General features: G+C 59.1%; 8 protein-coding genes and 2 pseudogenes. 1 reads left to right on the top strand and 9 read right to left on the bottom strand.

Annotated features, from left to right (window positions below; translation table 11 throughout):
• Window positions 1-151: 151 nt before the first annotated feature.
• Window positions 152-265: pseudogene (locus NVV90_RS21030) on the bottom strand (2,3-butanediol dehydrogenase); the annotation flags it as partial.
• Between the two features lie 55 nt (window positions 266-320).
• Here NVV90_RS21030 and NVV90_RS05195 point away from each other — a divergent pair.
• Window positions 321-881: pseudogene (locus NVV90_RS05195) on the top strand (FAD-dependent oxidoreductase); the annotation flags it as partial.
• 1,248 nt (window positions 882-2,129) lie between these two features.
• On the opposite strand, the gene NVV90_RS05190 reads toward NVV90_RS05195, so the two are convergent.
• From NVV90_RS05190 to NVV90_RS05155, 8 genes are all read right to left on the bottom strand, one after another.
• Entirely contained in the window at window positions 2,130-3,380 is a 1,251-nt protein-coding gene (locus NVV90_RS05190) for an McrC family protein (protein ID WP_258440127.1), read from the bottom strand.
• Entirely contained in the window at window positions 3,380-6,391 is a 3,012-nt protein-coding gene (locus NVV90_RS05185; RefSeq protein WP_258440126.1) for an McrB family protein, read from the bottom strand. The genes NVV90_RS05190 and NVV90_RS05185 overlap by 1 nt, the downstream gene beginning before the upstream one ends.
• Window positions 6,388-7,260, bottom strand: coding sequence for a hypothetical protein (locus NVV90_RS05180; RefSeq protein ID WP_258440125.1), 873 nt, complete (start codon window positions 7,258-7,260; stop codon window positions 6,388-6,390). Before NVV90_RS05180 ends, NVV90_RS05185 begins: the two co-directional genes overlap by 4 nt.
• Window positions 7,257-11,264, bottom strand: a complete 4,008-nt coding sequence (locus NVV90_RS05175) for an SAM-dependent methyltransferase (RefSeq protein ID WP_258440124.1) — start codon at window positions 11,262-11,264, stop codon at window positions 7,257-7,259. The genes NVV90_RS05180 and NVV90_RS05175 overlap by 4 nt, the downstream gene beginning before the upstream one ends.
• Entirely contained in the window at window positions 11,264-14,137 is a 2,874-nt protein-coding gene (locus tag NVV90_RS05170) for a DEAD/DEAH box helicase (protein ID WP_258440123.1), read from the bottom strand. Before NVV90_RS05170 ends, NVV90_RS05175 begins: the two co-directional genes overlap by 1 nt.
• Window positions 14,134-19,260, bottom strand: coding sequence for a DEAD/DEAH box helicase (locus NVV90_RS05165; RefSeq protein WP_258440122.1), 5,127 nt, complete (start codon window positions 19,258-19,260; stop codon window positions 14,134-14,136). The genes NVV90_RS05170 and NVV90_RS05165 overlap by 4 nt, the downstream gene beginning before the upstream one ends.
• Window positions 19,261-19,406: 146 nt before the next feature.
• The gene (locus tag NVV90_RS05160; RefSeq protein WP_258440121.1) at window positions 19,407-19,733 is read right to left on the bottom strand and encodes a hypothetical protein; all 327 of its coding nucleotides are present in this window, start codon (window positions 19,731-19,733) and stop codon (window positions 19,407-19,409) included.
• A gap of 92 nt (window positions 19,734-19,825) precedes the next feature.
• On the bottom strand, window positions 19,826-20,422 hold the full coding sequence (locus NVV90_RS05155) for an NYN domain-containing protein (protein WP_258440120.1): 597 nt from the start codon (window positions 20,420-20,422) through the stop codon (window positions 19,826-19,828).
• Window positions 20,423-20,657: the final 235 nt, after the last annotated feature.

The following is a 20,657-nucleotide window of genomic DNA, read 5'->3' as shown; positions in this document are numbered from 1 at the left end:
TCGGGCCGCTTCTGCGGCTGCCTAGATCATCGCAGACTCAACGGGTGAGAATCTTGATGTCGTCGTGGGATCGGCAATTTCCACACAGCCATCTTCCCCTGCAGACCACTGAGAACAATTTTCGACACTCTCTTGTCCAGAGGAACATCTCCACGGTGTAGTACGCCACGGACAGCGGCTCGATCAGCGCCGCCTCGTCCAGCGGGATGCCGCCGATGGGGTGCACCCACCGCGCGCCCACCACGATCTTCTCGCTCAGTGATGGCCGGATCCCTGTTGGTCCCGGCCCTGTCGGCATCGGCCGCGAGCCTCTCCGTCTTCTCGCGGCCCCGCAGCTGCCCTCCCCCGCGGCGCGGTTCGCCTGCAACCCGTTGCTGTCCGGCGCCGACGGCGGCCACGACATCCACCTCCGCGAGCTGGGCCGCCAGGGCATGCGGCTGCACGGGCATCTGGAAGCAGCCGACGACGGCGTACTCACCTTCACGGATGACCTCCCCGAACGCTTGGCCGCGATGGAGTCCGGGTTCGGCCAGCGGATGAGCCGGGCGCTCGACGCATACATTGCCGCCGCGGGGATTGAAGCGCCTGAACCTGAGCCGGCGCCGGCGGACGACTGGCTACCCGCCGAGCCGGCCCGGCTGGACCTGGCCGCCGAGAACATCACCTCGGTGCTGTGGGCCACGGGCTACAAGCTGGACCTGGGCTTTGTGGATCTTCCTGTTTTGGACGCGTGGAGCTATCCGCGCCAGGTCCGCGGCGTCACGGAACACCCGGGGCTGTATGTGGTGGGCCTGCCGTGGCTGACGGGCCACTACTCGTCGATCGTCGGCGGCGTGGGCGTGGATGCCGAGTACGTTGCGGGAAGGGTGGCTGAGGGGTGAGCACGGGCGTTGATTTGTTCATACACCCAGTGCTGAGACTGGCCATCGGCGTTCTTCACCAAGGGGGGGCGGAACGGGCGCCGGAGAGCGACCACGACTCCATGGACCATGGGACGGTCGCGCTGCGGCATCACGCAGGGATGGTTGGACGCTAACGTGCTCAACGCCTTAGTCCTGGCTGGCAAGCGCAAGCCGCAATTGGACTCACGACCTCAGCCTGGTTCCTCTTGCCGCACGAAGGCCTCTTCGCGATTATGCAGTTACTCGATTCACCAATGACCTTTACGCCTCCAAGGCGTTCGAAGCCTGCCGAACTCGGCGTCAGTAGCAAGCACAGTCGTATTTGCTGGTGCCCAAGTCGGGGCTGCCACAAACGGCTGCAGACAAAAGCGCACAGCCGCAGCGTGGCGCCATAAATCTGGGCACGTCGCCGCGCCAACTAAGCGAAGCAGCGCAATCCGCTGCGATTGAGGGACATGGCTAGCAGCGGTATAGGTAGCCTTGAGATGCTGCAACCCCAGCATACGCACAGCGGCCAAGGAAGTCGGATACATACCCTTCGATTTCCTGGGGTAGCAAATGTCCGCGAAGCTCCTGGGCAACGGCTCAGTGGGATTTGGCGGCTGCATCGTCGCGAGTTGTTCAGCTACGATGCTGCACCAAACATGTGACTCGACTACGTTGGATAGCGTTACAGTGGATCCCACAATTGATATCGCGCCCTTGGTTACGCCATCAACAAACGCCTTCTGCGCGTCCCTCACCGATTGGCTACTCTTCAGGCTCGCCTGAGCAACATCTATGAAAACTGCGTGCAAGGCTTCGTCAACGAGAAGTGTTTCACACCACGTCGCACCACTCAGTTTCGACAAACTGAGGGAGCCGATTTGGGCGCCTTTCGGGACAGTTCGAGCTCCGCGAGTAGGAGTAACGACATCGCGAAAGGTCTTATGAAAACCCCCCAATATCTTCTGCAAATTGTCGCTAAGAGATGTAAAGTCCGCCGTATTTGAGCACAAAGCTGCGCGAACGATCAGGTCATTTTGATGACCCGCTCCATGACAGAAACACTGGCAATTCGCCTGCGCCGCCGTCTCACAAGCCGCATTGTGTATATGTGGACTAGCAGAAGTTCCCGATGACATGTCGCCCCCAAAATCGAAATCTGTTGCAGGTGCCATCCTACATTAGTACATGCGGGACTTTGACGGGACACGCCTGGATAAAACTGGAGATCTTTAGGATCCGTCACATCCCGCTCTGCAAGTTCGATGAATAATTCATGCCATAATTACCCGCTCTGAACTCCAAATAAGACGAATTCGCCAGCTCCTGCACCCGCGCCAGCAATGCCTCCGGTCTCTGGGAAATATCCAGGCGAAACTCCTCCACGGAAATGCCGGTGTTGCGGATGCGTCGATTACGCCGACCGCCAGGACCGGCATAGACGAGCCAAGCCTTGGAAACACCCAGCGCCGTGCAGTACGCCAACATTTGGTAGTGGTCTGCATTTGGTGCATTCGTCTCAGTGGGTGCCTTGTATTTAGCATCAAAAACCATGGCCGGCGCACCGCCCACGGAATGCACAATGTCCACGAACATCCCCACCCGGTCCGTGGCCCTGTACCCAGGCTCGGCTTCGTCCAGATCTGTCGGAAATTGCCCTTCTGTCTCCCCCGGATATGGATCCAACGCCTCGCGCAATGCGGTGGTCACGAAGTCCTCGAACACGGTGGCCATGGTCACAACAAACGATGCAACGGTCCGGGTACCAACCCCGGTTTCCGCGGACATGTTGCGCAGCACGATCTCCGCCAAACGCAACCCTGGACCGTAGCGCTCGTTCAGCCTGCTCGGAGTCCATGCCGGCAGTGGCGCACCGAACCGTATCAATGAGACGCCATCAAGCTTCGCGTCGAGGTGCGCCAGCCGGCCACGGACATCGGACGCGAGGCGCGGCACCTGCATCATTAGTCGCACAGCAGCTCGGAGGATCCGATTCTCGGCAATGTCCACGGTGTAGTCGTCATAAGCGACTTCCAAAGGAAGGAGCATCCCTGGCCGGCGAGTCATTTGGTCCCCTACCCGGATACGTCCGCGGACCGTGCGCAGCGCCTCTTCCACGTGGAGGTAGCCATGAAGCACACCGCGCTCGAGAGCACGCTCTGTCTGACGCGCCAGCGATTCAGCCAGTGAGGCAAACAAGTCAGAATCCTCGACGCCGGCAACGTCGTCCGGGCGGAAGCCCGGGTTCCTCGCGTACCCCAGCAGGAAAAGCAAACGACCCAACCCGATTTTGCGCTTCGGTTTGACCTCCACGAGCAGCTCACCGATCTGTACGGCACCAACCGTTCCGCAAGGCATTAAGGTCCATTGACCGCCGTGCGCAGGCACAACCGTCACGAGACCGGATTCGCCGAGCGTAGCCGCCACCTCCGAATCCAGCTCAACAGCTTCCGGAAAAGGCTTCAGCTCGTCGAGGACTATGTGGCGGACCATCAAGCCTCGGCTTCGTCCGTTTCGGTGAACAACTGCTCCAATTCGTCGGACTGTGCACCGTCCGCTGGACCACTCTGGGTCGGTCCAGCGACCAAGGAAATATCAACCGGCCCCATGTCCAGGCCTGCCTTCTTCCGCATTGCTCCCAGTCCGAATTTTTCCCGCACTTTGTCCCGGCTGAGCCGCCCGAAGTACTGTTCCTCCAGCAGAGGCAGCAGTTCGTATTTCCAGATTTCCTCAAGTCCTTCGTCAGTCTCGGCATGAGGCTTCATGAAATATGAGGGCCCGATCATCAGGTCTCGATTGGTGGCCTCGATCTCGTTGTTAAGGGCGTTCAAGAGATCTGCGCGCAGCGACGGTTTGCCGTTGGCGGTAAGGAACCTCTCGAGCAACCCGGAAATCATGCCGTCCTGCGGGTGCAGCTCCACGAACGCAAAGCGTCGGCGGATGGCCGCGTCAACCATGGCAATGGATCGGTCCGAGGTATTCATGGTGCCGATGATGAACAGGTTGGGCGGCAAGACGAACGTCTGCTGCGGGTTGTACTGCAGGTTGATACCTTGGTCCCGGTATTCAAGCAAGAAGTACAGCTCACCGAAGATTTTTGCCAGGTTGCCTCGGTTCATCTCATCGATGATCAAGAAGTATGGTTTGTCCCGATTCCCATCCAGCGATGCTTCCGCCGCAATCCTCCGCAGCGGCCCTGGCTCGAGGCTGAACCCGACGTTTTCGCCCTCGGTCTTCGCCGGGCGGTAGCCCTCGAAAAAGTCCTCGTAGGCATACGACGGGTGGAACTGCACGGTCTTGACGTGATCACCATGCTCTTCACCGGCCAAGAAGCGGGCAATCTTGCCGGCAAGGTATGTCTTGCCAGTGCCTGGCGGTCCATAGAACACAATTTGCTGCCGAGTCTGGAGGAGCCGGACGATTTCCTGCAAGTGTTTCTGCTCGACATGGAGCCTGCCTGCCAGCTCAGCCGTCGCTTCCCGCAGTTGAGGTACGACGGCGGCCTGCGGCTGCACGATCGGCTCGGGTTCCGCCGTTCCGTCCTCGGCGTTGTCATCCTCGGTGTACCACGCGCCGATGACCGAGAGTCCGTCAGTCAGATCCACAACTGATCCCTGCTCCTCGAGGAGCCGGGGCAGCGGTGCGGGCAAGTCGACGTTGCTGATTGGTTGTTTCCGCCACACAACCTCACGCCTCAGCCGTGAGGTCTCGTCGTCCACATATTCAGCTTCCCCGGTTACAACTCCCAAGTAGAGTTTGTCCCCGAACGGAGTCAGAACGAGGTCGTCAACATTCATCTGACTTAGGAAGCGAAAATACTCGAACGCGCGGACTTTTCGCTCCGAATAATCGATGTGCTGGTATCCAGAGTTGACCGCACTCTGCACCTCTTCAAAGCTGGACCCGGGCGCCGGCGACCCAAGATGCTGTGCCCGAGTCGAGACAAACTCCTCGGCCAGCCACTGGTCCATCATGGCTATTCCGCCTTGATTTTGCCGGACAAGCCAAGCACGCTGCCCTCCGGTCTTATGCCCCATCCATTCGAAGCTGTATGGTTCGTCATACCATTCGATCCTGTGCCCATCCCGTTCAGTCATCACTGACTGGATTTGATGCAGGTCCCGAGCGATATCAATATCCGTGTTGCCCGTCCCTCCGCCGATGACAGGCGCAAACGCATTCCGGATCCGTACACGGTGCCCTCGGTTAACTACGGGTTCAGCGAAGGACGGCCACACCAAGTACTCGAAGGCGTAGCGAATGGCCTGGACATCCTCGTCCAAAGATTGCGTCACTTGCAAAAGCTGCTCAGGGTCCTCCAAGAGTTGATCCGGCGTGATCCCCTGCTGACGAATCGCGACGATGAGACTCGCGAGCCAACCGAGATGCTTCCACTGGTACATGTTGAAGCCGGTACCGCCATGGAAGGCTCCGCCGGCACCGAGCCCTTCATCTATGACCTTCGGAAGACTCGTCTCTTCTCCGAGCCACGACAGAACTGTTTTGATGCGCCCGCGCCGAGTTGCGGCTGTGAGATTCGACAGAGGCAATGTCTGCAGTGCAACTAATTCTGCTGCCAAACGTATAACGCCTGCCGAAGCACCCGAAAGTTGTAGCTCCAGCTTGCCCAGGAACGTCCCCGTTCCGATATCTGCGTTGACGATGACCCGTTGGAAAATCTCTTGAGCGTTCTTCAGCGTCCACGTCGGTTCGCCTCCACCAAACGGCGACGACTGCAACAGAAGACCGGCATCTATAATGGCGCGCGCGGCCGCCTCCGTCGCCGGATACGGTCCGAATAGCCGCGCCTCAATTGAATCGTTTTCCACTTTATCGCCACGCCATTCCCGGAGGGCCACGCTATCGGCGACGCTCCACTCAGAAGTTGGGTCCACATTCATGACGGTCCATAGAAGGCCCTGCGCATCCAACCGGTCCCGCAATTGCAGGCCGTGTTCCGGTGCCAAACGAAGGATTTCATCGAGGGCATCGAGCAAGATTTCGTACCGGAGGGCTGGCAAGCCGTTCGTTCCGCGGTCTTCCCACCCGACAAGCTTCAAGAACTTCTTGACGGCCCTCGCCCGGTACGGCGGAAACTGTTCTGGATCCCGCCCTAGCAGCAGGACTGCACCCAGAGTGGCAACGCTGCCGTTGGTGAACCTCTCGGGATTGTATGGCCCCAACGCTTCGCCGAATTTATTCAGCCGGCCGACGTCCGGCTCTCCGGCCCACACGTACTCGATTACTCCACGCAAGATCTCCGGTTCGGTCCGACCGAGCGCAGTGAAGCTCATCATGGTGTACTGATCGATCAGGTTCGCTGAAGCAAGCGCTCCGCGAAGCTGTTCAAACCAACCCTGGTCGTGGTTTAGGAAGGCTTTCCGAGCCACCCTGAGACGCTCTGCCAAGGCGAGCTTGTACGTGTATTCCTCAGCTTCGAGGTCGACTGTCTTGGCAAAGCGCGCGGCGAAGGCCATGAACTGGTTCCACTGAAAATCGCTCATGCTGGGACGTCCTTCGCGGGGTGGCGAGGGCCTTGGCCAGGCGGCGGATTCAGGGTCGATTCAAAAGGGATTCCGCTGTCGATAGCGGACTGCATGGAGTCGAAGGCCTCGAGGATCAATCGTTTGGTCCTGAACTCGCCAAATTCAGCCTCGTCCTTCCGGATCACGATAGGAAAGGTGTCCAGGATATATCCGACTTCCTCTCGAGGAACGCCATACTCGTGGAACATTGCTGCATCGATTTCCGCACGAAGAGTCTTCCTTCGGAAGTCATCCCAGAGAAATGGCTCAAACCCGTATCCCAAGTCATTGGCCAAAGCCTGCAGATCTCGGCTCGTGTACACCAACTCAATCGCCCGATCCGCAATCCACCTCCAGATGGTGTCACTTTGGCTCCAGGCGACACCAGTATCTGATCTGGTGTGAGGAACAGGCAATTGATTCATGACTGAAAACTGAAGATGCATTCCGGTCAGCTTTTGGCGCACGACGAAATCGAAAACGAAGGAGTTGATGGCGGCAGATATATAGGTGAAACCCAGAGGCGAGGTCTTCGAGAAAAGGAAGTCGTAGTTCCCTCCAGCAGCGGTTGTCCCAGCAAATGATGCCATGGCAGTCCGAACGTCCGTTGAGCGAGCAATTCCGCGCCACGCGAAGCTCCAACTCCGCTCCCAGCGCTGATCCAAACGGTCATCGCTCTCCAACTGTGGAACCCAGTATCGGGGGATGACCATGAAGTCCGCTTCCTGACGCTCTGCCAGTGTGACATCGCGCACGCCCGTCGCTTCGTAGGTTGCCCAGCGGTGGTCGAATTGGTGGATCATCTTGGCTTCGTACAGGGGGAGCATGCGCTCGGTGGTTGTTGTCATGCGGGTACTCCCTCTGAGTTTGTGAGCGGTGAGACGTAGGGTCGGCCGGACGCCATGGCATCGCTGAGTGCGGCATAGGCCGCGAGGACGCGCTCCTTAGTGACAAATCGACCGTGTTCGATCCATTCCTTGCGTCGCACGATCGGGAACGAGTCCAGGATGTGCTCCGCTTCGGCCGAATTAGCTCCGAACAATATGAGGAATGCGGCATCGAGTTCGGCGCGAATGAAGGTGCGTTGGTGTTCATCCCATGTCCGTGCGTCTGTCCCCATGGCTGAAGCGATGTCGTCTGCGTTCGTGATGAGTTTCACCGCCCGGTCCTCGATCCACTCGCGGACCGTCAAAGAGTCATCCCACCGCGCTGGTTCGATGAGAACACTGCCTTCGAGCATGGGCAGTTGCTTGAGGTAGGAGTAGGTCATGTGTGTGCCACCCACCTTTTGGCGCGCCACGTAGTCAAAGGCCAACGAGGACCATAGTGCGGTGAGCAGAAGCGGGCAATCGGCGCCGACGATCGGCGCTGTGTGCCCTACGGCGACCCTCGGCAGCGCACTCGCGATCATCGTGCGCTCGTCAGTCGATCGAGCAATGTCGCGGAATGCCAGGAGCCAAGGGGTGTCCCAGCTGTCCTTAAGCTTCTCCTCCACAAACTCCTCTGCAACCCAGTACCGCGGTAGCACCGTGAACTTGGTGTTCTGCTTCTGGGCGAGGGCCGTGTCGCGGACGTCCGTTCCTTCGTAGGTGGCCCAGCGGTGGTCGAACTGATGGAACATCTTGGCTTCGTAGAGCGGAAGCATTCTAGCTACCCCCCCCCCGCTAATTTCACGTTCGAAGACGTTGCCGTTGAGCGTCCAGCCCTCAGCTTCAAGCTGCTCGCGAGTGTGGAAAAGATGCGAATCAGAGGTCATGTTAAAGAGACCCTGCATAAACGAGACACCCCATGGGTTGCCATTTATGGGGTCATTTTCGTTGATGAGGACCGGTACCCGCTTGTAGATGCCCAACGTAATTTCCGCGTCACGACGTGTACGGAAAATGGGAAGCGTACCGGTGTTGGGGTTGATGAGCTTGATCTCCTCGGGGGTCAGAGCGAACTCCGAGACGGATATATCCGCGGGGTCATGCAGGAAGAAGGCAAATGACGCCACTTCTTCTTTAGCCAGCCGCCCAGCCATAGTGAGCAAACAGAATTTGAAGCTCCGATGGACGCCTTCGAATATGGGTCTGGCGTTCTCGAAATCATAGAGCGCAGCCACGGTGCCCGTCTCAACCAAATTCTTGAAGAAGTACTGAGTTGTGTGATCCGTTGCAATGCCCGTGGGGACAATGATTCCAGTGCGTCCATCCGGGTGGGTCATTGAGCGAAACAGCTCAGCAAAGATGGGATCAGTCTTCACACGGCCTCGTCCAGTAAAGGGATAGCGCCCCGAGACGGAAGCAAAATGCCGCAGACCATCGATCTCACGTTTTCGCGAGCGGAACTGTCCGTCGAGAATTGGATCCGAAGCAAATAATTCGGATATCAGCTTCTTTCGTTTGGCACCCGCTGCAGCGGCAATTTCAGGATTGTGGGCGGCAAAGAACTCCTGTTCCTTGAGCTCGATGTGCTCCCATGGCGGGTTGCCCAGCATGCAGGAGAAGCCGCCGGGCCAGCCCTCAGCTCCGACGTCATCCCCGGATTCAGGGTCCCCGAACACTTCGGGGAACTCCAGATGCCAGTGGAAGAAACGATATTCCAGTGAAAGTTGTTTGATTTTAGAGACAGTGCCGGCATAGCCGGCTGCCTCGCCTGCATCGCCCAGCTGACGGACGATGGAGGATGTCGGCGGTTCGGCTTCATGAGCGTTTAGCGGCCAGACGAACGCTGAGCACCAGGCGTCCGCGTGGAGGCGCTTTTGTTCCATATCAGCGGAATTATCAAAAGCCGCGTACTGTTTGGCGCGGGAACGCGCTTCGGCAGCACTGGAGACAGGCTTGACCAGGGCAAGTCGGTCTCCGATGATCCCTGCGAATCCTGATGCCGTGCTTCCAAGGCTGAAGGTCTCTTGACCGAGTTCGCCAAAGCGGCTTCCGGCCTTCGGCCGCTCGAGCTTGTTCCGCTTTTTGACCTCGGCGGCGTACTTCTTCTCGTCGCCTTCCAAAACGCCAAACGCTTCATCCGGCACTCCCACGGCCAACAGCGCGGGCGTCGTTCCCAGGAGGCTGTTGCCGATCTTGATGCGGGCATCCAGGAATCCAAGGGGTTTGCCCGGCTCCATTGCTTCCAACCATAGAGACACCTTGGCCAGTTCGGCGGCGAGGTCATTCATGTCCACGCCGTAGATGCAGCGCTCAACGACGTCGTGCAGGGCATGCTGGATAGCGTCGGGCGTTGGTTCATTCTCACCGGCTCGCACTTCGGCCAGTCGACGGGCGATGCGGCGCGCGGCTGCGACGAGGAAGCCGCCCGAGCCGGATGCGGGGTCGCACACTGTCAACGCCAGTAGGCGGGTCTCTGAATCCTCAGCGTCCTTGCCGCCATTGACGGCCTCATCGATGAGCGGATCCAAAGCGGTGTCCAACAGTGCGGAAACGAGGCTGGGTGGCGTGTAGTACGAACCAGTAGTCTTCCGGTCGTTACCGGACAGCCGGACCAACTCGAAGCTTCGCGTTTCCGGGTCGGGGCGCGGCACGAGCTCCAGCAGCGATTCATATACCGAACCGAGCTCTTCTGCGCCCAGGTGTCGGTAGTCAACGGGCTGAAGCCGATCTCCCTTGCCAATAACCCAGCCCAAGCTCCGGATCGCTCTGAGGAAGTCCTGATTTGCCATATCTGTACCGAGCAGCAGGTCAGCGTGCGGCTGGTGTTCCAACTTCTTCGCGCGCGGATCGGGATCAAATAGACCACCCAGCGCGGGGAGGGCTAAAGCCTCGAGGCCCTCGCCGCCCAGCGCTCCGAGCACCAGTTTCTGAGTGCGCCACAGGTCCGGGTGAGGACCGCCGTCGCGGGTTCTGGAGAGCTTGCGCAGGCGCTGGGTGGAGAAGTACTTGGCATAGCGTTCGCGTGCCTGGACGGGCGCATCGGGGATCAGAAGAGCGTTCCGGTCCTCCACCACGAAGCAGAACAACAGCCGGTAGGCCGTCCTCAGCAGAGCTTTGTGAAACTCCCTGTGGCTGAGTTCGCCGCTGTGAAGCGCCTCTACCAGCCAGGTGTTGCTTGGGTGCTGCAAGAAGCCGGTGCCCAAATGACTAAGAGCCCTTTCTACTCCCACACCCAGCTTGTCCAGAGCACGGGCACCCGCGTCAACAGACTCATTCCGCCACAACTCCAACCAGCAATCGGCCGGCGGCGCCTCCACTCCACCCTTCTGGTCCAGGCGGGACTGATGGCAAAGCTGCCAAAGAAGCTGGAATTCGGGATAGAGATCAGAATCGAAAATGGTTTCCAGATCGAACTCGATATAGGCCGACCCTGCAAGGGCGGTCGAGTCCCGCAGCAGCCGCAGTTTGAGGCCGTTGCTGAGGATAGCCCAGAGATATCCGTCTTCTCTGTTCAGGAATTCCTGCACCATGGCTTGCGGCGCCCTGGCTGCACCTTCCACGCCCGGATTCCGTTTGTCCAAGTCAACGCCGGGCCCCAACAAATGAATGGGAACTGACTCCCAGCGATGGGACACGGGATACACAGCCTCGCCGATCTGCAGGCCACCTGTTGTTGCCGGTACCTGGCCATAGCCAAACTCCCGCAACAGTACCAGGAGCCACTTTTGCCGGGCATCGCCAGTGCCCGCACCACGACCTTCGGGACGCTTCCTGGCGTCCAGCTCCCGCCATGAATGCCATGCAGTTTGCAAGTAACTCCAAGACCGGGACGCTGCATCGCGAACTGTCTCAGTGCCTGCAAGATGGTAGCTGCCGGGGTCCGTGCTCTTGGTGTCGTTAACCTCGCCAGCCTGGATCCTGCCCAACAGCGATGGCGGAACAACGCCGCCTACAACTGAAATCGCCTGAAAAGCCGTGCTCATTAGTTGCCTCCAGCCGGGCTGTAGACGTACACGCCCAGAATGTCCACAGGAAGATTCGCCTCAACACTCAGGCCCCGGATACCGAGCTGGCCGGCACGTTCGCCTCGGGCCACAATGCGTACTTCGCGGTGAGCATCGCGGATTTCTTCCGCCACTTGCTGGGCTTTCCCGTTCAGAGTGTCCGTCAGCAATGGAAGGTGTCCAAGGATTTTTGACATCATGTTCTCCGCATCCGGGGCGTTGGCGGCCGGCTTTGACAGCAAGAGTTGTTCAACCTGGTCCTCGTCCAACCAGACTGGGTTCTGCGGGGAGCCCGTGAACGCGACGATCCGTGCTTCCTCCGCCATGTCCGTTCGGTCACCGAGCCTGGCAGGCAGAACCAACTTCGTGCGGAACCGGACCAGCAGCGCGGTGGTGAGTTTTTCGACGTCGTTGGTTCTGATGAAGCCGCATCGGCGAGCAGGTCGCTCTTTGCCAGACAGCTGCTCATCCAATGCGGAGTTCAAGACGTATTGAGCCGCTGCGGCAACAATTGGATCCGTGCGCACCAGCACCGAAGTACTACGAGGAGTCGGGAAATCCTTCGCGAACTTCATGGGTTTATGTCCGTTGGCTGGGCCCATTCCCAAGGCGTTCCGGATGCCAGGTACGGCGGCCGTCAGCTCGGCAGTGAACCCGTCTGCCGTGTCCGCAATATGGGCGCCGGTTTCCTCCAGTGCCGCGCGGACAAAGTCGGCAACGTCTTCTGGATCGCCAAGGCTCCGACGGGCAGCTTCCACCACAGCCTGCACTTGGTCCGGTCGGACGGTGTTATGGGCAAACCTTGAGCGACTCGTGGTTTCCTCTTGCGCGCTGCTTCGCCACTCAGCCTCGAGCTGTTCGGCCTCGGGCGTCATGCTGAAGAGCTCCAACTGGTCGCCGTCTTTGCCTCGCATCAGAATTCCTTCCAGCAGGGCCGAAAGAATCTGGTCGCTTCGGGGCGGCACTGGAACACTAATACCCAGGTCTCTGCGTATGCTCTCATGCTTACGCAACAGAACGTTGAGAACGATGCCATCAATGCCGTTGTCATCGCCATAGAGCGTGAGGGCACGGACCTTCTCGGCAAGCTGGCCGAAGCGATCCACGCGCCCTTCGCGTTGTTCGTGACGGGTGGGGTTCCACGCAAGGTCGTAGTGGACCACCGCTTGGTAGCCCTCCTGAAGGTTGACGCCCTCGGAAAGGCAGTCGGTGGCAATCAAGACCTTCGGCGTATCCCCGGCCCGCTCGGCCTGCGTCGCTATACGCGCCGCCCGTTCCTCGGAGGGAAGCTCCCCCGTGACAACTTCGACGTCGAATTTCTTCTTCAGCGACTGGCGTAGGAAGTCGGCAACATAGTGGGCCGTGTGGATGAATCGGCAGAATACGATGGGTTGGTACCCGTCCTTGACCAATTGCTGGACTTTCGTCAGCAGCAGCTGGAGCTTGGCGTCCGTTGCCGGTTCTTGAGCCAGCTCCCGAGCTGTGGACCGGAATTTGTTGAGCAGAGATTTCTCGCGCGACGTCTCATCAAGACCATCTGGCCTGGAACCCGGGATGATGTCGATTCCCTCACCGCCATCGTCCTCAACCTGATCCATCACCAGCGTCATGCCACGCTTCTCGGCCACTGCATCCGACTCAGACTCATCGGCCACTGCGCGTGTGTTCAGCGTTGCAGCAGCCGCGGCCGGGGAAGAAGCCATGGAACGCAGCAGAGCCAACGCTGACCACCAGCGAATTCGTTGTTCCAGCTTTGTCCCAGTTTTGTCCTGCACACGTCCGCGGACGTAGTCCAGGACGGCATCGAAGAACGCGCGGTGTTCCTTGGACAATTTGTACGGGACCTCGATTGTCTCGCGGTCCTTGGGGAATTTTGTGTCTTGGTCCAAGTAGCTGCGGATATCCACGCGACGGCGCTGGACCATGTGCTCTGCGAGTTTTTTCCTGCCAGCTTCGCCAGACAAGTCGGCCGTTTTCAGGCTGTCGTCCAGAAGGCCGATGAGGTTGCGGAATGCGCCGTCATTGCCGGAGTGGGGGGTCGCCGTGACCAGAATCAGGTGGCGATCCTTGTCATCGGCGAGGCCTCGGACCAACTCGTAACGCTGGGTTCGGCCGGCACCTCCCTTGCCTGAATCATCGGCAGACACGCCATGGGCCTCATCGACGATGACCAAGTCTGGGGCCGTTCTGAGAAAATCGTGGCGCTTTGATTCCGACTTGATGAAGTCAGTGGAAACGATGGTGTGCTTGAAGTGCTCAAAAATGGACTGGTCGTAGCCGGCGGCCCGCTGCAGTTTCCGGGCTGTCCCTGGAAGAACCAACTCTGCATCGATGCCGAATTTCTGAGACAACTCCTGCCGCCATTGTTCCGCCAGGCTGGGCGGGCAGAGGACAGTGAGACCGCTCGCCTCGCCCTGCGCGAGCAGCTCGGAGGCGATGAGGCCGGCTTCAATGGTCTTGCCGATGCCGACGTCGTCCGCGACGAGGAGACGGACGACATCCTGCCTCAGGGCAAGCAGGAGCGGCACCAACTGATACGGGCGAGGAGAGACATTCAAACCTGCAAGAGATCGGAAGGGTCCGCCGCTGGAGCGAAAGCCAATACGCAGCGCATCGCGTAGGAGCCGGGCACTGCGGTCATCGCCGAGATCGCTGGCTTTCGGCAATCCGAATGACGCGGAGCTGACACTCTCCAGGGAGGGAATCACCGCCGCAATGTCATCGTCAGTCCCACCAATCGGCCTGAGGACAAGAAAATCGCGATCGCTTTCCGGCAGGACCACCCATTCACGACCACGTGCCGACACCAATGAACCAACCGCGAAACTTACCTCGGCCGTTGAAATACTCACTTCGTTGCTCCAAAAACGCCTGCATGCTCTTTGACGAACACGTCTAATTCCTGATCTTTAGCGAGTGTGATGACGTTCCAATTTGCAAAAGTCAGCGTCATCTCGTCCGCTGGCGGGCGCGACTCGTCCTCCACAATCACACATGTGGGCACTGACAATTTGCTGATGTACGTGAAATCGACAATCTGCCCTTCAATATCCTGCCCCACTGCGTCCGGAAGGTTGAGGCCGTTGGATGCCAAGTAGTCCAGGACGCCCTGGGCTCGAGACGTTACCGCTTGCCCCTCCGGCGTTGGTTGCTCCGGTGCTGTGAAATCCGGGGTTGACGGTCTGCCCACAGAGCCGGCAAGCCTCTTGAGCAAGTCAACCACCAGCCGGCGGTCGATGGACTCATGCGAGCGCTGGTTGCCGTAGGTGAGTAGGCAACGGTAGCAGCCACGAATGCATGAGCTCTCATGCTCCTGTCCCGTGTCAGGATCGATGTGCAATATTTCGAGGGCCTTGGTTGCAACCTTTGCCATTGCGTCCGGTTCGCTTTGCAGCCGGCGAAGTACTCCAGCGCCCCCTTCGGCAGCTTCCACGAACAAGAGCCGTCCGCGATCATCGGCATCGCTCAGCCGCTCGCTGGCGAGCTCGGAATCCTCGAGCTGAAAAACGGCTTCTATTCCGCGCTCGATGGCGTACTGCATGGTTGTGGCAGCGTCATCTGTAAGTTCCTCGGCCCAGCGAATGACTGCGATGTTCCGGCGATCCTCAACGAAGGGCGTAACCTTCTGCTTTTTCTTGGACTGCTCCACGGTCATGTCCTCGGAATCCGGAGATTCCGAGGTGTCTTCCGTGGCCCGCTTCTCGGAGAGCCACTCTCCTGTGATCAGGTCCAGCCAGAAGCCGTGTTTGTCTTTCGCCGCACGGTTCCGTCGGCCAAGGTTCGTTACCCGAACTGTGGCCCCGTCTCCGTATCGAATCTCGCCCAATAGTTCATCGCCGTCGTACATTTCGGCGTCCGAGCGTCCCGGTTTCTTGCCGTGATTCGCGAAACGGTAGGTGGTCACCAGTTCGAACCCCTGGCGGTTCCGTTCCTCTTCATCGGCGCTGATACGTTCCCTCCGGCGCGTAATCACCGACTGCAGCTGCATTAGGTTGGACCAGCTTCCGCCCAGAGGGGTTTGGCAGGATTCACAGACGTCGACACCGGCCCGCCGGTCATGGATGTAGCCACAGGCTTCGCAAACGCGAGCTTCGGAAAGGACAACATCGCCGGCCCCGCCGCCTTCTGAATCTCGAGGGAGGCTTACTCGCTTGACCTGGTACCGCGCGCCCTCGTGATAGATCAGGGCGTCAGGACCAAACTCACTGATGGCCAGGAACCGCGAGCGCTGGAGCCAGGTGCTGCTGTTGTCCCGCCCCTTGCGAATGCCGGGGATGAACGCGGCCAGCGGTAGCCGGGGGAAGGAATAGCCAGGCAGGAACCCTTCGGAGGCCAGATATCGGAGCGTGTAGAAATCGGATTGCCCCTGGGCGTCCGAGTCATTCAGGAGAATCTCCAGACGCTGTCCAGCCTCGCGGTGACGGTTGATCGCATCTTCACGCTGCTTCGAAGTAACCGAATGGTCCTGGCTGGCTTTGTGAGCGGCGTCCTGCTCTGTCAGTGCGCTTCGGTACAGCTGGCGCCAACGGTCGCAGGCAGAGTCGAGGGAATCCAAAGCATTGTCGATGACCGAGTCCGCCCAGCCCTCCGACCACCACGTGGTCTCCTGGAGCTCGGACTTCATGGCGCTCAGGAGTGATGCCGCAGAGACCTTGGCCCGATCTGCTGCGCTGGGGTCCTCCAGGAAAGACTTGATTTCCGGTTGGAGCGGGTATTTCTTGTCCTCTAGCTTGAGAAGACCACTCAGCGATTTTCCCAGTCCGGTGCTTGTGGCGGCCAGGGCTTCAGCCAGCCAAACTGCGTGAACATGCGAGCGGATCAGATCCTCGTTGGCGAAGTCCAACCGCGGTGGCTGCACCTGGCCGGAGACCATGAGATGAGAGCGCTCAAAATAGTACGTATCGTGGGCGTTGCCGGTTGCGCAGTAGGTGAGGACGAGCGCGGGTTGGCCCGAGCGACCGGCACGGCCGCTGCGTTGGGCGTAGTTGGCCGGGGTAGGCGGCACATTGCGCATGGCTACCGCGTTGAGGTCGGCGATGTCCACACCGAGTTCCATGGTGGGCGAGCAGAACAGCAGCGGCAGGTCCGCCGTTCTGAAGGCCTGCTCGCGGGCCTCACGGTCTTCGGACCGTACCTGTGCCGTGTGTTCGGATGCTTTCAGGCCGGCCAGTTCGGTGCCGGTTTCCAGGTAGAGGTCCTTGAAGAACTTGATAACTCTGGGTTTCTGGTCGGCATGATAGCTACGACGGAGTAGGTCAGGAGCGCCGAATTCACCCTTACCTTTGCGAAGTACCATCGCCGAAAGCTTCAACCGGTACCCGGCCATTTTCCCTTCGACGGCTTCGGTGATGAGGCCTGTCTTGAGAAGCACCTCGAACAAGGATGCGATCACTTCATTCACTTCGGCCATCGTCAGCTTGCCGGCGGACGATCCTGCAGGCACGGCAGTTCTTGCCAGCCATCGGCCGAAGGTGCCATGCGCTGTGACAGGAAGGAGATTGCGGAAACTGGCGCCACGTTTCGGCTCTGTGGAGACGAGCCCTACATTCGGATCGGGTTCCCGTTCCGGCAACGCCCAAATGCCTGTCAGATACTCGCGGCTTCGCCCCTTGACCTTGTTCAGTGAGTCCACGGTGAGTTCTTCGGCTTCGATCGCGAGGACGCGCCGGAACTCGTCCAACAGGACGCGGATGATCTCTTCGCGCTTGCCGCCGTCGAGGTCCCTCAGGATGTAGTGAGCGCGCTCCCAGCGGCTTTCCTGCTCCGCCAGGAGTTTCGCGTGGGGGTAGTCCACTAGCAGAAGGCCGGTCTGTTCGAGGTTTGGCAGGGTAATCCGCCAGCCTCGCTGTAGGTCCCGAAGGGCGCGATACGTTACAACGTCGTTCAATGCACGGACCGTCGGCTTGGGGTCCAGCGGATCCTCGATCTGGGCATAGTCAGCCCATTTCAGGCTCAGGGTCTTGACGATGGCCGCTCCGAGCTCATCGGCCTCGATGCCTTCGTCACCGGCAGCGGCTACTGCTCGGTAGAGGGCTGAGCGTAGCTGGGCGACTTGGACGAAGTCGTTCAGGTGCCCTGCTTGGAGAGACGCGTCCTGGCGGTTGTCCACGAACGTGAGTAGCTTCTTGGCTTCGTCACTCAGGTCACTGGCGGCATCTGACTTCAGAAGTTGCACCAACTTGGTTGCGATGACGGTCATCGCGCTGCTGCGGCCCTCTCTGTCCAAGGTGACCACCTTGGAGAACTCGCCGCTGCGGGCAGACTCATACGTGACCTGACAATTGAGGCAAAAGCCGAGACTGCCAGGAATCCAGGTTACGAGCTGGCCATTTGAGGCCGTGTATTCATTGTCCAGACTGGCCTCACCGTTGAGAGCGGCCCGATACCGGACAGGCAGCCGTTTCCGCTTCGACTCGACGACAGGGTGCCCCGCCTCGGTGTTCGTGAGCCAGCTCGAAGGGAGTCGGCCTGCCTTCACTGCATCCGCGGGCCATTCCTGGTCCATGGATATGAACAGGTACCCGTCCTTGCCGTGGTCGGTACCGCCATCGTCCTGGAACCTCAGCTCATGGCGAGCAATGAACAGCTTCCCCTCATCTGAATCAATAAGTCTGGCCATGAGATATTCCTGGCCGCATTCCCGGCAGAAGGCCAATGGATAAAGGCGCTTCTCTTCAGACCCACTGGTGACCTGAAATTCCGTCTCGATGAGACGCGTTGCTTCAGGCTCCAACGTCGTATAGACCGAGCCGCCTTTGGAGATGAACTGGTGAAGCCTGAATGCGAACAGCGGCCGCTGGGTGGCCATGGATTTCGCCTTTGAGCCCGCCAAGAGGGTGGCACGAATAGCTGTGGCGCAGCGTTTGGCGTCCATGCCAGTCACCTCAGCCAGAACCTCTGCCGCACCGGTCACCGTCTTCGGCACACTCCGGATCAGTTTCTGCGAGGAAGGTTCCGTGGTGAGACCAAATGTATCCTCGATCCACGAGGCCAACGGATCTGACTGCATCAGGGTGTATCCGCCGCTCAGTGTGGCGCTTGTGAACTCGGCGTCGCCCCGTTCGCGCACCGCATCCCGTAGCGCCTCAGCCGACTGCTGCCGGTCCAAAGTTGCCCTCACAAGAGATTCGGTCACGATGTTTTCCGGAGGGACGTTGGTCCCAAATATTCGAGAAGCGACCTCGGCGACGTCTTGCTGCTGCTCTTGGACGGTGCCGCCGCTCGACATCGTGGCCGACGTTCCAACGCACTGCAGGCTTGCCTGAGCGTGGCAGGCATCACGGAGTCGGCGCACCAGGAGGGCAACGTCCGCGCCTTGGCGGCCCCGATACGTGTGCAGTTCATCAAGCACCAGGAACTGAAGACCGGAAGCAGCACGGATCAGCGACTGTCGTTCCTCCGGTCGCGTCAAGACGTACTCAAGCATCACGTAGTTAGTGAGAAGGATGTCCGGCGGATTCTTCAGGATCGCCTGGCGTTCCTCGCCCTTTTCCTGCCCGGTGTAGCGTTTGAACGTGACGGGTCCCTGGCCGTTGTAGCCGTTGTCCAGGAACTTCGACAGTTCCTCCATCTGGCTGTTGGCCAAAGCGTTCATGGGATAAACGATGATGGCCTTGATCCCATTGCCGCTGCCTTCGCGAAGTACACGGTCGACTATCGGAACGATGTAGGCCAGGGATTTGCCGGATCCAGTGCCCGTCGTGAGGACATACGATTCTTTCCTGGCGGCGATTTCCACAGCGTCTGCTTGATGCTGATGGAGTGTAATGGGTGCGCTGCCTTTGTCCGTCAGGTCAGTCTTGCGGCGGAAGATCGCACTACACTCCTCGTGCAGGATGCCCCTCGACACGAGTTCGTCGATGCACCCGCCCGACTTGAATGACGGGTTCAGGGACAGCCATGGATCGGGCCACTGCCGGCCCTCATCGCCCATCTTTTCGACGGCATCCCGGATGCGCTCATCCTCAATGTCCACAAAGCCCTCGGTAAAGGACCTGTAGCCCTCAATGAGACTGTTACGTATTCCGAACGCATCCACCGCTGGATCCCCATCCTCCTAGTTGATTACTCAAGTAACCTTATGCCGGGCAGCGAGGTTCCCGAAGTTGCGACGCTCTGTGTTCAGGTGGCCTGGCGCGAGCGCCTGGCAAGCTCGACAAGATGCTCATGGAAACATCGCGCCTCACCTCCATCCATCAGCGCAGTCAGGCCTGCCGACGAGATCACACATACGTGATGGCCATGTGAATCCTGGTTCAAAACGTTCAGGAGCTTCTTGCTGAGCTCGAACGTCATGTCCGTAACGCCTTGTCCCGACAAGTCACCATGGACGAGCAGCGATATTTGACCGGTGACGTCGGTCTTGAATCGAACGCCATGTGTGAAGAGCAATTTGGCGAGAGTCTCCCGGGCGACGTGCTCACCCCGGACCATGACCTTCCCGGTCATGGCAACAGTCTGACCCCGCAGAGTCGAAACTTCGCCTCTACATGATCCTGAATATTTGTACATTTCTGCCTCCGTTCCGTGAATTTCAGGCTTCAGGCTGCCGCCGGGCTTTGAGTGCCCTGACAATCCCAAAAATCGTCCTCAGTTAGCCGATGGGTCCAGAGCTGGAAGTCTCTTTTGGCTTGATGTGAAAGCAAGTTGCCAGGCGTCCCTGTTCCGTCTGTCCAGGCCGCTAGCTCGACCCGTGTTGTCGTCTTGACGGCGTCCTGAACGGCGGGGAAGAGATCACAGTCACCCGAGAACAACACGATGGTCTCGAAGTTGTGAGCTTCTGCAACCTTCACGAAGTCCAAGCCGAGCCGTACGTCCACGCCGGCCTCCTTGGGCTTTTCCCTTCCGGCGCCGTACAACATGGGCAGATACGTTGCACTGATCAGTTCATCGGCGCCCCAGCGATCTTTCTCACCTCGGAACAGTCTGGTAGCTTCGGGATCGCGGATGCGGTCCGGACTTCCTCGATAGAGAAAAATCTTTGAGAGCTCGGAGTCGTTGCTTCTGGCACCCCTTATTCGATCAGCTACCATGCGTGGGGAAAGGTGGGTAGTCCACCTGTCGAAATGATTCGCGAATAGATCATGCCCAACCAAATGAACGTTCGAATAATCGAGGAAGACTGCGATTTTCTCCATTTTATTTCTCTCCTTTAACAGCTGAAGCCGCCACGGAACCGTGACGGCAATTAGTTGAGAAGATCGAAGGCGACTATTGATTCCTAGGATCTGCTCGTCGTACTGATCATGTTGCAAAGCTATTCGACGGGCATTTCCAAAATAGGAATCTACCCAAATATTGAAAAAACCCCGCGCCGCTTGGGCACGAGGAATGAGCTGAAATCAAGCTTGCGGCAAAACGCACCACTTGTCA

Origin of the sequence: Arthrobacter sp. CJ23 (genome assembly GCF_024741795.1) — a bacterium.
GTDB lineage: Bacteria > Actinomycetota > Actinomycetes > Actinomycetales > Micrococcaceae > Arthrobacter.
This window is presented reverse-complemented; position numbering and strand designations above follow the sequence as displayed.